The 14,203-nt window shown below is 69.6% G+C and carries 13 protein-coding genes and 1 pseudogene; 6 read left to right on the top strand and 8 right to left on the bottom strand.

The window, feature by feature from the left end:
- The first annotated feature begins 85 nt into the window (after positions 1-85).
- Genes ACFQE0_RS19075 through ACFQE0_RS19090 form a run of 4 tightly spaced genes read left to right on the top strand, consistent with a single transcriptional unit; the run spans position 86 to position 2,044 of the window.
- Entirely contained in the window at positions 86-427 is a 342-nt protein-coding gene (locus ACFQE0_RS19075; protein ID WP_378972478.1) for a hypothetical protein, read from the top strand.
- Positions 428-477: 50 nt separating this feature from the next.
- On the top strand, positions 478-1,344 hold the full coding sequence (locus tag ACFQE0_RS19080) for a DUF1206 domain-containing protein (protein WP_378972480.1): 867 nt from the start codon (positions 478-480) through the stop codon (positions 1,342-1,344).
- 22 nt (positions 1,345-1,366) lie between these two features.
- Complete coding sequence (locus tag ACFQE0_RS19085) at positions 1,367-1,705, top strand: type II toxin-antitoxin system RelE/ParE family toxin (protein WP_378972483.1); 339 nt, start codon at positions 1,367-1,369, stop codon at positions 1,703-1,705.
- 36 nt (positions 1,706-1,741) lie between these two features.
- Positions 1,742-2,044: a HigA family addiction module antitoxin gene (locus ACFQE0_RS19090; protein ID WP_378972485.1), complete on the top strand. Its 303-nt coding sequence runs from the start codon at positions 1,742-1,744 to the stop codon at positions 2,042-2,044.
- A 24-nt stretch (positions 2,045-2,068) separates the two neighbouring features.
- Here ACFQE0_RS19090 and ACFQE0_RS19095 read toward each other — a convergent pair whose 3' ends face one another.
- The 5 genes and pseudogenes from ACFQE0_RS19095 to ileS form a co-directional block, all read right to left on the bottom strand.
- Positions 2,069-3,352 carry a M16 family metallopeptidase gene (locus ACFQE0_RS19095; protein ID WP_378972487.1) on the bottom strand — a complete coding sequence of 428 codons (1,284 nt, stop codon included), beginning with the start codon at positions 3,350-3,352 and terminating at the stop codon, positions 2,069-2,071.
- Between the two features lie 53 nt (positions 3,353-3,405).
- Positions 3,406-4,800 carry a M16 family metallopeptidase gene (locus ACFQE0_RS19100; RefSeq protein WP_378972489.1) on the bottom strand — a complete coding sequence of 465 codons (1,395 nt, stop codon included), beginning with the start codon at positions 4,798-4,800 and terminating at the stop codon, positions 3,406-3,408.
- Positions 4,801-4,971: 171 nt separating this feature from the next.
- Positions 4,972-5,532, bottom strand: coding sequence for a hypothetical protein (locus tag ACFQE0_RS19105; RefSeq protein ID WP_378972492.1), 561 nt, complete (start codon positions 5,530-5,532; stop codon positions 4,972-4,974).
- A gap of 258 nt (positions 5,533-5,790) precedes the next feature.
- Positions 5,791-6,333, bottom strand: coding sequence for a signal peptidase II (gene lspA, locus ACFQE0_RS19110; RefSeq protein ID WP_378972494.1), 543 nt, complete (start codon positions 6,331-6,333; stop codon positions 5,791-5,793).
- Positions 6,297-9,267, bottom strand: a pseudogene (ileS, locus tag ACFQE0_RS19115) (isoleucine--tRNA ligase). The gene lspA and the pseudogene ileS overlap by 37 nt, the downstream one beginning before the upstream one ends.
- 343 nt (positions 9,268-9,610) lie before the next feature.
- Here ileS and ACFQE0_RS19120 point away from each other — a divergent pair.
- Positions 9,611-9,895 (top strand): hypothetical protein, encoded by a 285-nt coding sequence (locus tag ACFQE0_RS19120; protein ID WP_378972497.1) that lies wholly within the window; start codon positions 9,611-9,613, stop codon positions 9,893-9,895.
- Between the two features lie 57 nt (positions 9,896-9,952).
- Here ACFQE0_RS19120 and ACFQE0_RS19125 read toward each other — a convergent pair whose 3' ends face one another.
- The 3 genes from ACFQE0_RS19125 to ACFQE0_RS19135 all read right to left on the bottom strand — a co-directional run bounded on the left by ACFQE0_RS19125 (position 9,953) and on the right by ACFQE0_RS19135 (position 13,051).
- The gene (locus tag ACFQE0_RS19125) at positions 9,953-10,864 is read right to left on the bottom strand and encodes a DMT family transporter (RefSeq protein WP_378975575.1); all 912 of its coding nucleotides are present in this window, start codon (positions 10,862-10,864) and stop codon (positions 9,953-9,955) included.
- 192 nt (positions 10,865-11,056) lie between these two features.
- Positions 11,057-11,410 carry a hypothetical protein gene (locus tag ACFQE0_RS19130; RefSeq protein ID WP_378972499.1) on the bottom strand — a complete coding sequence of 118 codons (354 nt, stop codon included), beginning with the start codon at positions 11,408-11,410 and terminating at the stop codon, positions 11,057-11,059.
- 438 nt (positions 11,411-11,848) lie between these two features.
- Entirely contained in the window at positions 11,849-13,051 is a 1,203-nt protein-coding gene (locus tag ACFQE0_RS19135) for a pyridoxal phosphate-dependent aminotransferase (RefSeq protein ID WP_378972501.1), read from the bottom strand.
- 151 nt (positions 13,052-13,202) lie between these two features.
- On the opposite strand from ACFQE0_RS19135, the gene ACFQE0_RS19140 reads away from it, so the two are divergent.
- Positions 13,203-14,198 (top strand): LLM class flavin-dependent oxidoreductase, encoded by a 996-nt coding sequence (locus ACFQE0_RS19140; protein ID WP_378972503.1) that lies wholly within the window; start codon positions 13,203-13,205, stop codon positions 14,196-14,198.
- The last annotated feature ends 5 nt before the right edge of the window (positions 14,199-14,203 follow it).

A 14,203-nucleotide genomic window follows, 5' to 3' on the forward strand; every position in this document is an offset into this window, starting at 1 on the left:
TGGCGCACGGAGAACTCGACGGCGGCACGCCTTTGCGCGACATCTGGCGGGACAGTGGATCCTCCAACGCGCGAGCGCAGAGCCTTTGCCCCATTTCGATGACTTCTATGCCGCCAAGCTGCGCGGCTCGCTGGGCGTCACGGACGCCGAATCTGTGCTCGACCTGCGCGGAGCCAACAAGGCGACCGCCGAAGCCTCGCTCAAGGACATGATCGAGCGCAGCCGCTTCGCGAAGGGCAAGACCGTCGCCGTGCGGCTCGACGCGCCGCCGGAGGGCGGAGGCGAGACCCTGTTCCAGCCCACCGGACGGCTTCTCCTCGACGCCAAGCGCCGGGGTCTCGTGGAGCGCCTGCAGACCCTGCCCGCGCAGGACGGGCTCGGCTTCTACGTCGCCCTGTCCGGCCGCGCCGAGAAGGCAGCCCCCTGAACGAAGCGCCACGCTCGCGCGTTGAGCGGTCTCCTCGCGCAGTGTGTGCCATGATCAGCGTCCCGTCCGCATCGACCCTGCCCGGCGGGCGCAACACCCTGGAGCGCCTCGCGCGCTTCGGCTACGGCGCGCGCGGCGCGGTCTACGTCCTCGTGGGCGGTCTCGCCCTGCTCGCCGCGTTCGGCGGCGGGCGTCCCGGCGACAGCCACGACGCCCTGCGCAAGGTTCTCGTCGGACCGTTCGGGGCGGTGCTGGTGGGCCTGATCGCCCTGGGGCTTCTGGCCTTCGCCCTGTGGCGCGCCGTGGAGGCCGTGACGGATGCCGACCGGCGCGGCACCTCGCTCAAGGGCTTGGTGGTGCGCGGCGCCCATCTCATCAGCGCGATCCTGTATGTCGGCCTCGCGGGCACGGCCGCCTCGCTCAGCCTCGGCCTCGGCCTCGGCGGGGGCGACGGAGTGCATGACGGCACCGCGTGGCTCCTGTCGCAGCCGATGGGGCGCTGGCTCGTGGCGCTGGTCGGCCTCGCCATCGCGGCGACAGCCTTCGGGTATCTCGCCAAGGCCTGGCGGGGCGATACCACCGCCCGGCTCGCCCTCGACGGGGAGGCGCGGCGGCGCTGGGCCGAGCCGACCGGGCGGTTCGGCTATGCGGCGCGGGGCATCGCCTTCCTGATCATCGGCGGCTTCGTCGCCGCCGCGGCGTGGCACCAGAGTTCGGCGGAGGCGAAGGGCTTGAGCGACGCCTTCGTGCTGCTGCGGGCACAGCCCTACGGCACATGGCTCCTCGCCCTCGTCGCCGCAGGCCACGCCGCGTTCGGTGCCTTCGGCCTCATCCAGGCCCGCTACCGCCACATCGATGCCCCCGACGTCGACCGGGTCGACGACGAGGCCGTGGCGGCGGTGAGACGGCTGGCCTGAAGCGGATCATCGGCAGAAACCCTTGACGGACCCGTATCACTCAGTGATACATATTCCGGACGGGGTGGGACATGCGGTGGCGATCCATGGCTTTGCGGACGATGCAACGGAAGCCGTCTTCCACGGCAGACATCCCAAGGGAATGCCTGCGTCGATCCTGATCACGGCGCGTCGCAAACTCCGTCAGATCGACGCCGCCGCTACTCTCGATGACTTGAGGGCACCTCCGGGCAACAGGCTGCATCCGCTCGGAAAGGACCGGGCCGGACAGCATGCGATCCGGATCAACGATCAGTTTCGCGTCTGCTTCCGTTGGACGGAGATGGGTCCTGCCGAGGTCGAGATCGTCGATTACCACTGACTGGGGCATCGCCCCGCTCCGCCAGGAGATATGCCAATGGCCATCGCCTACGAGACCGATACGATCCTCCCGCCGCTTCATCCCGGTGAGGTTCTGCGCGAGGAATTCTTGCTTCCGCTCGGCTTGTCGGCGGGCACGGTGGCGCGCGCCTGTCATGTGCCGCGAACGCGGATCGAGCGTATCGCTGCCGAGCAAATCGGCATCTCGACGGACACGGCCCTGCGGCTCGGCCGCTACTTCGGCACGAGCCCAGATTTCTGGCTCAACCTTCAGAGGCGCTACGAGGTCGAGACACTCACCCGCAATGTCGGTCAGGAGATCGAGCGGATCGCCCCCTGAGCCGACAGGCGGCCTGACCCGTCCTCAGAGCCCTACGGGTCGTCCGGCGGCAACGACGAGCATCTGGCCGTCGGCGAAGGTGCGGGCGGCGGCGCGGCGGATGTCGGCTTGGCTCACCGCCTCGACCATGGCGTTGCGGCGGGAAATGTAGTCCATCCCCAGATCCTCGAAGGCGATCTGCACCAGCTGGTGGGCGATCTTGGTCGAGGTATCGAAGCCGAGCGCGTAGGAGCCGGTCAGGTAATCCTTGGCCTTCTGCAACTCCTCGTCGGAGGGGCCTTCCGTGATGAGGCGGCCGATTTCGTCGCCGATCACCGACAGGGCCTCGCCCACCCGCTCGTTCTTCGTAGCCGTGTAGCCCCAGATCATCGCAGCCGAGCGGTGGCTGACCAGCGACGTGCCCACTGAATAGGCGAGTCCGCGCTTCTCGCGCACTTCCTGGAACAGGCGCGAGGTGAAGGCGCCGCCGCCGAGCACGTGGTTCAGCACATAGGCCGGGATGAAGTCCGGGTCGCGCCACGGGATGCCCTTCATGCCGAACCGGATCACCGATTGCGGCACGTCGAGATCGACCACGATGCGGCGGCCGAGTTCTGCGATCTCCGTGCGCGGCACGGCCAGCAGCTCACCCGCCTCGGCGAGCGACCCGAAGGCGCGGGTGAGGGCTTCGGCCAGGGACTCGGCCCCGATGGCGCCGACCGCCGCGACCTTGATCCGCCCGCGACCGATCAGGCGCGCATGCATGGCGACGAGATCGTCGCGGGTGATCGCCGCCACGCTCTCGATGGTGCCGGAGGAGGGGCGGGCATAGGCATGGCCCGCAAAGGCTTCCCGGAAGAACCGGCGGGAGGCCATCACGCCCGGATCGTTCTGCTGGTAGCGCAGCCCCGCGATCACCTGGGCCCGCACCCGCTCGATGGCGTCCTGATCGAGGCGGGGCTTCGCCAGCGCGAGGGCGAGGAGGTCGATCGCCTCGTCAGCATGCTTCAGCAGCATCTTCAGCGAGCCGCCCAGGGCGTCCGGTCCGGCATGGAACGAGAGTTCGATCGCCCGCGCGGCGAGCCGCTCCTGGAAGGCGTCGGAGGTCAGGTCGCCCGCACCCTCATCGAGCAGGCGGGCGAGCATCTGCGCGCAACCGGCCTTGCCCTCCGGATCCTGGGCCGCGCCGCCCTCGAAGGTGAAGGACAGGGCGATCATCGGCACGACGTTGGACTCGACGTGCCACGCCTCGACGCCGGGAACGGCCACGACCGGAAGGGCCGTCGTGGGACTCGTGGCGGTCTGCGTGTCTGTGTCGGCCAGGTTCATGGCAGCCTCGTGTGTTCTCGTTGCGGTCGCGGAGGGAGGAGGTTCGCGCGAACCTACTCGGCGGCCATCGCGACCGGGGCGTCGGGTTCCCGGGCCTTGGTCAGGTATCCGGTGACGGAGCGTGCGGGGGAGAGCCAGCGCTCGCAGGCCGCCTTCAGGCGCTCCTGCGTCACCGCCTCGATGTCGATCGGCCAGCGGCGCACGTCCTCGATCGACTCGCCGATGGCGAGCGCCGAGCCGTAGATGCGGGCGAGCGAGGACTGGCTGTCCGAGGAATAGACCGTCTCGGCCACGAGCCGGGTCTTGGCCCGCTCGATCGCGTCGTGGGCCAGGGCGTCCGACGGGGCGCGGGCGAGCACCCGGTCGAGGGCGGCCTCCAGCTGCTCCAGGCTCACGCCTTCGGCGGGGATGGCGTAGACCGAGAAGCGCGTGTCATCGATTGCGGAGCCCATGTACCAAGCGCCCGCATTGACCGCGATTCCCTGCTCCAAGACCAGCTTGCGGTAGAGGTAGGAAGTCGACCCGCCGCCCAGCACCTCGGCCAGCAATTCGAGATCGTGGCAGCCGCCATCGGTGGCGGTCATGCAGGACGGGGCGAGGTAGAGCCGCTGCAGCGTCGGCTGCTCGACCTTGGGATCGGCCACCGCGACCCGGCGCAGAGCCTTGGGCTCCGGCTCGCGCGGACGGCGGCGCTCCGGCCGGGCACCGCGCGGGGTGACGCGGCCATAGGTGTCGTCGGCGAGCCGCCGCACCTCGTCCGGGGTCACGTCGCCGGCCACGATCAGGATCGCGTTCTCGGGCGTGTAGAAGCGGTTGTAGTAATCGAGGGCGTGCTGGCGGTTCAGCCCCTCGATCTCATGCATCCAGCCGATGATCGGGATGCCGTAGGGGTGGTGCACGAAGAGCGACGCGGCCATCGCCTCGGAAAGCTGCGCGGACGGATCGGTCTCGACCCGCATCCGGCGCTCCTCCAGCACCACGTCGCGCTCAGGCGCCACCACGGCGTCGTCGAGGACGAGGCCGTGCATCCGGTCGGCCTCGAAGGCCATCATCGTGCCGAGATGGTCGCGGGCGACGCGCTGGAAATAGGCGGTGTAATCGTAGCTGGTGAAGGCGTTTTCCTGGCCGCCGAGGCCGGACACGGCCTTGGAGAAGGCGCCGACCGGGTGCTGCTCGGTGCCCTTGAACATCAGGTGTTCGAGGAAGTGGGCGATGCCCGACTGGCCGAGCGGATCATCCGCCGAACCGTTGCGGTACCAGATCATGTGGGTCGCCACCGGTGCCCGGTGATCGGGCACCACCACCACGTCGAGATTGTTGTCGAGGGTGAAGGACGCGACCTCCGGTCCGCCGGCTTCCGAGCCCCCGAAGGCGGCGGCCTCCCCACGCCCGGCGGTGGCCCCGAACCGGGGGAAGAGGGAGGGCGTCGCCTGCCTGAAAAGGTACATCAGCCTGTCCTTACCCAGCCCCGCCCTCGTCGGTCCTCCCCCGAGGGATGACCGGAATGCGGGACCTTTGCGATTTCCGGCGGCAAAAGCCGTACCGGGAAAGTCCCTATGTTGCCGTCGTCAGCCGCTGTCGCAACTGCGCCACAGCATCTCGCCCGGAAGCGCCTCCGTTCAGCGCCGCTGCTGGTTGCGCAGATAGGTCCCCGGATCGGATTCCTCGCGCTCCGCACTCGCGTTCTTCACCGGGTCGCCGTTGTTGCGGACGATCTTCTTCGGCGCCTGACGGTAGCCCACCGGCGGCTCGACCAGCGTCTCGCGGGGCGGCTCGACCTCCGAGGCCTGGGCGTCGTCGCTCTTGCCCTTGAACAGTTCGAGCGGGTCGAGCCACGTGCTGCGGCGGGTATTGTCGCCGGGCCTGTCCTCGGCGGAGGTGGTGAGATTCGCCCCGGCGCGGCGGCCGGAGCGCATCTCATCCACCGAGAGGGTGACGTTGTTGTCGTTGTAGCGACCGGCCGTCTGGTTGCCCTTGGGCACCCGGCGCTCCTCGACCTCGCGCTCGCGGGCGGCGATCTCGGGATCCTTCGGCCACGCAGCGCTCTTGGAGCGAGCGCGGGGAGCGGGGAGGGCATTACCGTCGAGTTTGGGCGGCATCACCAGGGGCGCGCGCTCGTGATAGTCGATCGGCGCCTGCTGCTTCTCCAGAAGGCCGATGCCGGAGAGCGCGTCGCGCATGAGCGCCCCGCTCTCCTGCGCCTGCGCGGCGCCGGCGGCGACGAGGGGGAGAGGGCCACCACGGAGAGGAGGAAACGAAGCCTGCGTTGCGCGGTCATGCTGCCTCACCTGTGCCGGCCGGGAATTCGGCGCGGGAATGGCCGCGACGCGGCCTGATCCGACGGGTACCGGCCTGAAACCGGTTTCCGGCGATCGTATGGCGCCTTGGCCACGCCAAGCCAGTCCGGTGGGAGCAGAGGCCCCTGTGTGTTGTGCGGATCACGCGCGCGGCGCGGCGTTGTCGCGCGCCCGGCCCTCGGCCGAGGGGATGAGGCTGTCGAGAATCAGGCCGATCACGCCCGCCACGATCGCCGCGTCCGCGACGTTGAACACGTACCAGGACCATCCACCCGCATGGAGATGGACGAAATCGAACACCGCACCGTAGACCGCCCGGTCGACGGCATTGCCGAGTGCGCCGCCGACGATGAGGCCCAGCGCGACGGCGAGCAGGCGCGAGCCCGCCCGCATCATCCAGAACCCCAGGGCCAGGGCGGCGGCGAGCGACAAAGCCACGAGCAGCCAACGGCCGAACGCCCCGTCCTGCTGGAACATCCCGTAGGAGACACCCCGGTTCCACACCACCACGAGGTCCGCAAAGGGCCCGTATCGCCAGGGCTGCGTCAGCACGAGATCCGTGCCGAAATACAGCCCGAGCTTCGTCGCCTGATCGGCGACGAAGGTGAGTACGAGGGCGAGGAGCCCCGCGCGGGCGGGAAGCCCCCTCACGCCGCGCTGGCCTCCGGATGCGCCGCATCCCATTCCCGCAGGGCCTGCGCGTCGCGCGGGGTCACCTCGGGGAATTCGGCATCGCTACCGACCTCGGGGCTGACCCGCCAGGAGCGGGCGCATTTACGTCCCTGCGCCGGGGTGGGCACTACGGCGACGCCCTTCACCTCGTCGAGGCGGAAGGCCTCGGCGGGACCTTCACCCGACTCCACCGTGATGGCGGAGGTGATGCAGGTATCCGCGAAGGCGGGCAGGCCGAGCGAGTCCACCGCCGCCTTCAGGTCGGCATCGGCGATGAAGACCTGGGGGGCGGCCTCGAGGCTCGCACCGATGCGCTTGGCCGCGCGCTCGATCTCGAGGGCGCCGGTCACCACCCGGCGGACCCGGCGGATCTTCTGCCATTTTTCCGCCAGTGCCGGATCACGCCACGAGGAGGGCGTTTCCGGCAGGGTCTGGAGGTGGACCGAGCTGTCCTCGGACGGGTACCGGTCGAGCCACGCCTCCTCGGCCGTGAAGGCCAGCACGGGGGCGAGCCAGACAACGACGCGCCGGAAGGCCTCATCGATGACCTGCAGCGCCGCGCGGCGCGTCACCGAGGAGATCGGATCGCAGTAGAGCGCGTCCTTGCGGACGTCGAAGTAGAAGGACGACAGGTCGCCCGTCATGAACCCGTTGAGCAGGGCTACGACACGCTTGGTGTCGTAGGTGGCGTAGGCCTCGCGGATCTCGCCGTCGAGTTCGGCCAGCCGGTGCAGGACCAGCCGCTCCAGGCTCAGGCATGTCCTGGAACGCCACGTCGTCGCCGGGCACCCGGTGGGCGAGGGAGCCGAGCATCCAGCGCAAGGAGTTGCGCAGCTTCCTGTACGTTTCCGCGAAGGTCTTGATGATCTCCGGGCCGATGCGCAGATCGTCGGTATAGTCCGAGGCGGCGACCCACAGACGCAGGATATCCGCGCCGGAATCCTTGATGACGCTCTGCGGCGCGACGACGTTGCCCTTCGACTTCGACATCTTCAGGCCCTTGCCGTCGAGGACGAAGCCGTGGGTCAGCACCACGTCGTAGGGCGCCCGGCCGCGCGTGCCGGAGGATTCGAGCAGCGAGGACTGGAACCAGCCGCGATGCTGGTCCGACCCTTCGAGGTACATCACCTTGTCGCGTCCGCCGTCGCGGAGACGGGTGACGCCCGACAGGCCCGGGAACTGCTCCGGATCGTCCAGCACGAAAGCGTGGGTCGAGCCCGAATCGAACCACACGTCGAGCACGTCCATCACCTGCTCATAGGCGGCCGGATCATGCTCGGGCGCGAGGAAGCGCGTAGCGGCATCCGGCTTGAACCACGCATCGGCGCCCTCGGACGCGAAGGCGTCGCGGATGCGGGCGTTCACCGCCTCGTCCTTCAGGACCTCGCCGGTCTCCTTGTGGACGAACACGGTGATCGGCACGCCCCAGGCACGCTGGCGCGACACCACCCAATCCGGCCGGTTGCCGACCATGCCGTCGATGCGGTTCTTGCCCTGCGGCGGCACCCATTGCGTGTCGTTGATCGCCTGGGTCGCGACCTCGCGAAGCGTGCGGTTGCCGAGGGAGTCCACCGGCCGGTCCATGGCGATGAACCATTGCGGCGTGTTGCGGAAGATGACCGGCTTCTTCGAGCGCCAGGAATGCGGGTACTGGTGGCGCAGCACCCCGCGGGCGACGAGCGCCCCCGCCTCGGTCAACGCGGCGATGACCGCCTTGTTGGCGTCGCCCTTCTCGCCCTTCTCGGTATAGACGCGCCGCCCCTCGAAGCCCGGCGCAGCCCTGGTCAGCGTGCCGTCGGCATCCACCGTGTAGGGGATCGCCGTGTCGATGCCGCGCATCTGGAGTGCCCGGCCGGACGCCATCCAGATCTCGAAATCCTCGCGGCCGTGGCCCGGCGCGGTGTGCACGAAGCCCGTACCGGATTCGTCGGTCACGTGGTCGCCGTCGAGCATCGGCACGTCGAAGCCGTAACCGAGGCTCGCCAGCGGATGGGCCAGGGTGAGGCCCGCCAGCGTCGCGGCCGACACGTCGGCGACGCGCTCGAACGCCTCGACCCGGGCGGCCTTGAACACCATCGCGGCGAGAGAATCCGCCAGCAGGTAGGTCTGGCCGGGCGTGGCCCAGTTGTCCTCGGGCGCCGCCGTCACGCGGTAGAGCCCGTACGCAATCTTCTTCGAATAGGCGACGGCGCGGTTGCCGGGCATCGTCCAGGGCGTCGTCGTCCAGATGACGACACGGGCACCGTCGAGCCCCTCGCCACCCTTGGTGACGGGGAAGGCCACGAACACCGTATCCGAGACGTGCTCCTCGTACTCGACCTCCGCCTCGGCGAGCGCGGTCTTCTCGACCACCGACCACATGACCGGCTTCGACCCGCGATAGAGCTGGCCCGTCACGGCGAACTTCATCAGTTCGTCCGCGATGGCGGCCTCGGCCGGGAAGGCCATGGTCGCGTAGGGATGGTCCCAATCGCCCGTGACGCCGAGCCGCTTGAACTCCTCGCGCTGCACGTCGAGCCAATGCGCGGCGAAGGTCCGGCACTCCTGCCGGAACTCGATCACCGCGACGTCGTCCTTGTTGCGGCCCTTGGCCCGGTACTGCTCCTCGATCTTCCACTCGATCGGCAGGCCGTGGCAGTCCCAGCCGGGGACGTAGTTGGCATCGTGCCCCAGCGCGCCCTGGCTGCGGACGATCACGTCCTTCAGGATCTTGTTCAACGCCGTGCCGATGTGGATGTTGCCGTTGGCGTAGGGCGGGCCATCGTGCAGCACGAATTTCGGCCGCCCGGCCGCCGCCTGCCGGATCTTCTCGTACAGCCCGGTCCGCGCCCAGCGCTCCAGCAGCAGCGGCTCGCGGGTCGGGAGCCCGGCGCGCATCGGAAACTCGGTGCTCGGCAGGAACAGGGTCTTGGAATAGTCGCGGGCCGCCGCTGCGGGCGCGTTCATGTCGGGGGTGGTCATCGGGTCTCGCTTGGGTCGGGCGTCTTTGCCGGCGCGGCGCCGGCGGGGGCGGGCGGCGGATCCCGGCCTTCCGCGGAGCCCCGCCGCGTCTGACGCGGGCGGCCCTCAGGCGGCGGCCGGGCTTGTAATTCGCCGTCCGCCGGAGGCGGGGCACAGGGCGCGGAACGCGGACATCGCGCCTCTCTAGCAGCCGCCCCCGGCGGACGCCAGCGCGCCTTCATCCTCGGCCGATCCGGCCCCGGCCGCGAGGGCCGTGCAACGATTCGTGACGGCGGAAGTTCGCTGGCAACGGGGCCGGTCGACCGGCCACGCTTCAGGAGGAACCCCCGTGAGACACTCGCTCAAGACGGCCCTTCTCGCCGCGGCGCTCGCCGCCGGCTCTCTCACTCTCGCGATCCCGGCTCAAGCGCAGGGCCTCGTCGGCGGCGTCCAGCGCGGCTCGGCCGAGGGCAACCGCGTGGGCGGTCCCATCGGCGGCGTGGTCGGCGGCGCCGTGGGTGGCGCGGTCGGGACCGTCAACGGCGCCCTCGGGATCGATCCCGGCCGCCGCGCCTACCGCACCGACATGCGCTCCCGGCGGCATGTCCGGCACCATCGGCGTCATTCCCGCTGAGGGCGGAGCAGCCAGGGGCTCGACCCCTGGATCCCACCGAGGGCTTGGCCTTCGGGATCACGCGTCCCGGCGGAGCGTGTCCTGGGCGAGGAGGTACAGGCCGGAGCCGATGACGATCATCGCGCCGACGATGGTCCAACGGCCCGGCAGGTCCCCGAACAGCAGGAAACCCAGCGTCACCGACCACAGCAGCTGCGTGTAGATGAAGGGCGCCAACACGTTGGCCGGCGCACGCGCATGGGCGAGCACGAGGAGCCAGTGGCCCAGCGTACCGAACAGGGCGACGGCGATCAGAAGCGCCCAATGAGTCCACTCGGTCGGGTTCGACCAGATCCACGGCAGCAGCGGCGCCATCAACGCCACGCCCGCGAGGCCGGTGTAGAACATCGTCGTTGCGGTCGAATCGTAGGCAGCGAGCTTGCGGGTGATGATCGCGTAGAAGGCGTAGACGATCACGTTGCCGACGCAGAGCAGCGTCGCCGGATGGACGGCGCCGACACCCGGCTGAACGATCACCAGCACGCCCAGGAACCCGATGCCGATCGCGATGAGGCGCGCGCGGGACGACCACTCGCCCAGCAGCGGCCCGGCGAGCAGCGCGACGGTGAGCGGCGCGGCGAACTGGATCGAGATGGTCTCGGCCATCTGCAGGTAGCGTAAGGCTACGAAGTTCAGCGCCGTCGAGGCGAAGAGCAGGAGCGAGCGCACGATCTGCAGCCCGAGGCGGCGGCTGCGCACCACGCTCGGGGTGCGGACGGGGTTCACGAACAGGGAGATCATGGCGACGCTGGCCGCGTAGCGCATGAAGGTCGTCACCACCGGATCGACGCCCGCCCGCGCCAGCGTCTTGGCGCAGGCATCGAGGCTCGCGAAGAAGGCCACTGCCCCGCACATGAGCGCGATGCCGACCAGACGGCGGCGACGGGCTGTCTCGGCCTCGTTGGAATCGGTGGCTTGAGAACCGGACACCTGCGCGGGAGCCGGAAGGGGGAGGCTGTCGTGGCCATCGGAGCGAATCGGCAGGGGGCGCAGCCAATGCGGCGCTTGACAAACCGTGGCATGCGGGGCGGGGCGCCGGTAGCCGGTGCGGCGCAACCGAACCATGCGGCGAGGGCGCAGGCCGCGTCCGCGCCACTCACCTTTCCTTAACGCTCGAGCGGATCAGCGCTTCGAAGTCTTCTTCGGCGCCGCCGTGGCGGTGGCGGTGGCGATGAGGGAGGCGAGATGGGACTGGTCGAGCCCGGCGGGCGGAGCCTTGCGGGCCTCCACGCGCGGGGCGGCGGGGGCCACGGCCTGCCTCGCCTCTTCGGCCACCGAAGAAGGGACCGACATGGGGGAAGGTCCGCTCGCACGCGGCGAGATCGATCCCGTGGTCTCGGGATCGGCGATGCTGGCAATGGCCGGCGTCGTCAGGCCGTTGGAATCGCGCTGTAAACGCAGGGCCCAATGGACGGTGGTGGAGAGGGCGGCGACGGCCAGGATGGCCTTGATCCCGCTGGTGAGCAGGGCACGCATGCGACGGAACCCGAGTGAACGCCGGTACAACGGACCGGTTCCCCGGGCCTGTCGCATCATCGCGCCGGAGACTGAAGAAAGCCGAAAAGCGGGCGAGTTTCACTGGCCCGCTTTGGGACAAGGCAGAATCGAGTTGGGCCGTAATTGTTCGAGTGGGCCTTGCGCCTGATCCGCGGTTCCTGTTCCCCGCGTGTCCGACACCCCTGCAGCCGCTCGGCCCACTAAGCCTCACAGGCGCGGCCCAGAGAACTGGTCCGGACCGCCCCGTCACTGCCGACCCCACTTCCATGCAGGCCCGAGCGGGCTCGCGAAACCTTCAGGCGCATCGGCCGTGGGGAAGGCCCGTGTAAGGGCTAGCAGGCGAGCCGGCAACCGAAGCCAGGCGGTGACCCGGCGCCGCATGCGGTCCTTGCATCGGCGCCGGTGGTGCGAGACGCCTCAGCGCAGCGAGCCGCAGAAGCGCTGGATGCGGCGGCAGGCTTCCTCCAGCACCGCGTCCGAAGTGGCGTAGGAGATGCGCAGGTTCGGGCCGAGCCCGAAGGCCGAGCCGTGCACCGCCGCCACGCCCTCGGCCATGAGCAGTTCGGTGACGAAATCCTCGTCGGTCTCGATCACCTTCCCACCCTCGGTGCGGCGGCCGATCAACCCGGCACAGGACGGGTAGACGTAGAACGCGCCCTCCGGCGTCGGGCAGGTAAGGCCGTTGGCTTGGTTCAGCATCGAGACCACGAGGTCGCGGCGCGCCTGGAAGGCGGCGCGGAAGCGGGCGAGGTGGTCCTGCGGGCCGTCGAGGGCGGCCACCGCCGCCCATTGCGCCACGGTCGCCGCGCCGGAGGTCTGCTGGCCCTGCACGAAGTCCATGGCCTTGATGAGCTTCTCCGGGCCGCCGGCATAGCCGATGCGCCAGCCGGTCATGGCGTACCCCTTCGACACGCCGTTCATGGTCAGAGTCCGGTCGTAGAGGCCGGGCTCGACCTGCGCGGGGGTCACGAACTCGAAATCCCCGTAGGTCAGGTGCTCGTAGATGTCGTCGGTGAGCACGTGCACATCGGGGTAGCGCATCAGCACGTCGGTGAGCGCCTTCATCTCGGTGCGCGAATAGGCGGCACCCGACGGGTTCGAGGGCGAGTTGAGGATCAGCCACTTGGTCTTGGGGGTCAGCACCCGCTCCAGCTCGGCGGCCTGGAGCTTGAAGCCTTCCTCCATCCGCGTCTCGGCGAAGACCGGCGTGCCACCGCACAGCCCGACCATCTCCGGGTAGGAGACCCAGTAGGGGCGGGGAATCACGACCTCGTCGCCGGGATTCAGGGTGGCCAGCAGGGCATTGTAGAGGATGTGCTTGCCGCCGGTGCCGACGATGGTCTGCGACGGCTTGTAGTCGAGACCGTTCTCGCGCTTGAACTTCTTGGAGATGGCCTCGCGCAGGGGCACGATGCCGGAGACCGGCGGGTAGCGGGTCTCGTTGCGCCGGATCGCCTCGATGCCCGCTTCCTTGATATGCTCCGGCGTGTCGAAATCGGGCTCGCCCACCGAGAGAGAGATCACGTCGACACCGGACGCCTTCAGCTCGCGGGCCTTCTGAGTCATGACGATGGTCGCGGACGGCTTCACCCGCGAAAGGACATCGGCGAGGAAGGCCATGATCGTGCTCCGCTCCGTTGAAATCGGGCGGACCCTAGTCCCGCACCCGTGAGCCGGCAAGCATGGCTCATAATGCGGGCGCAAAGCCCGCGAAGGGGAGACCGCGTGAGCCGCCCTCCCGCATCGCCCCCCGTGCCCCCATCTGACGGGCATGCTTCCCCTTTCCGTCCTCGACCTCTCCTTCGTCTCGTCCGGCTCCACGCCGACGCAGGCGCTGCACGACACGCTGGCGCTCGCCCGCCATGTCGATGGGCTCGGCTACCGCCGCTACTGGCTCGCCGAGCACCATGCCCTGCCGAACGTCGCGAGCCCGGCACCCGAGATCATGATCGGTCAGATCGCCGCCGCGACGCAGCGGATCCGCGTGGGCTCGGGTGGGATCATGCTGCCGAACCACGCGCCGCTGATGGTGGCCGAGCGGTTCCGGGTGCTGGAAGCCCTGTTCCCCGGCCGGATCGACCTGGGGATCGGCCGGGCTCCCGGCACGGACGGCATCACCGCCCGCGCCCTGCGGCGGCGCGAGGCGCCGTCCGGCAATGGCGGCGACGACTTCCTCGACCGGTTGCAGGAATTGATCTTCTGGGATGGGGGTTTCCCGGAGGGCCATCCGTTCGGCCAGATCGAGGCGAGCCCGGCGGGTGTCCCGATGCCGCCGCTCTTCCTGCTCGGCTCGTCCGATTACAGCGCGCAACTCTCCGCGCAGATCGGCGCGGGCTTCGCCTTCGCGCAGCATTTTTCGGGCATTCCCGCCGAGGGGCCGATGCGCGCCTACAGGAACGGGTTCACACCGTCGCGGCTCGGGGCCGAGCCGCAGGCCATCCTCGCGGTGGCGGCGATCTGCGCGGAGACGGATGAGGAGGCCGAACGGCTGGCCTCGAGCGCCCGCCTCTCGACCCTGAGGCGGGAGCGGGGCGAGTATCGGCCCCTGCCGAGCCTGGAAGAGGCCTTGGCCTATCCCTACACGCCTTCCGAGCGGGCACGGATCGAGCAGGGCCGGGACCGTTTGCATGTCGGCTCGCCGGAGACGCTGCGGGCCCGCCTGACGGCGCTGGCCGAGTCCACGGGGGCGGACGAGTTGATGATCGTGACGGCCGTGCCGGACCAGAAGGCCCGGCACGAATCCTATCGCCTGTTGGCGCAACTCTAGATCAC

This window comes from Methylobacterium komagatae, assembly GCF_042661665.1.
GTDB lineage: Bacteria > Pseudomonadota > Alphaproteobacteria > Rhizobiales > Beijerinckiaceae > Methylobacterium > Methylobacterium komagatae.

Bases quoted from the DNA above. Each gene is read 5' to 3' on its own strand.
- ACFQE0_RS19080 (WP_378972480.1), top strand. From the start codon at position 478: ATGATCAGCGTCCCGTCCGCATCGACCCTGCCCGGCGGGCGCAACACC.
- ACFQE0_RS19090 (WP_378972485.1), top strand. From the start codon at position 1,742: ATGGCCATCGCCTACGAGACCGATACGATCCTCCCGCCGCTTCATCCC.
- ACFQE0_RS19095 (WP_378972487.1), bottom strand. From the start codon at position 3,352: ATGAACCTGGCCGACACAGACACGCAGACCGCCACGAGTCCCACGACG.
- ACFQE0_RS19100 (WP_378972489.1), bottom strand. From the start codon at position 4,800: ATGTACCTTTTCAGGCAGGCGACGCCCTCCCTCTTCCCCCGGTTCGGG.
- ACFQE0_RS19105 (WP_378972492.1), bottom strand. From the start codon at position 5,532: ATGCGCGACGCGCTCTCCGGCATCGGCCTTCTGGAGAAGCAGCAGGCG.
- lspA (WP_378972494.1), bottom strand. From the start codon at position 6,333: ATGGGATGCGGCGCATCCGGAGGCCAGCGCGGCGTGAGGGGGCTTCCC.
- ACFQE0_RS19130 (WP_378972499.1), bottom strand. From the start codon at position 11,410: ATGCGTGCCCTGCTCACCAGCGGGATCAAGGCCATCCTGGCCGTCGCC.
- ACFQE0_RS19135 (WP_378972501.1), bottom strand. From the start codon at position 13,051: ATGGCCTTCCTCGCCGATGTCCTTTCGCGGGTGAAGCCGTCCGCGACC.
- ACFQE0_RS19140 (WP_378972503.1), top strand. From the start codon at position 13,203: ATGCTTCCCCTTTCCGTCCTCGACCTCTCCTTCGTCTCGTCCGGCTCC.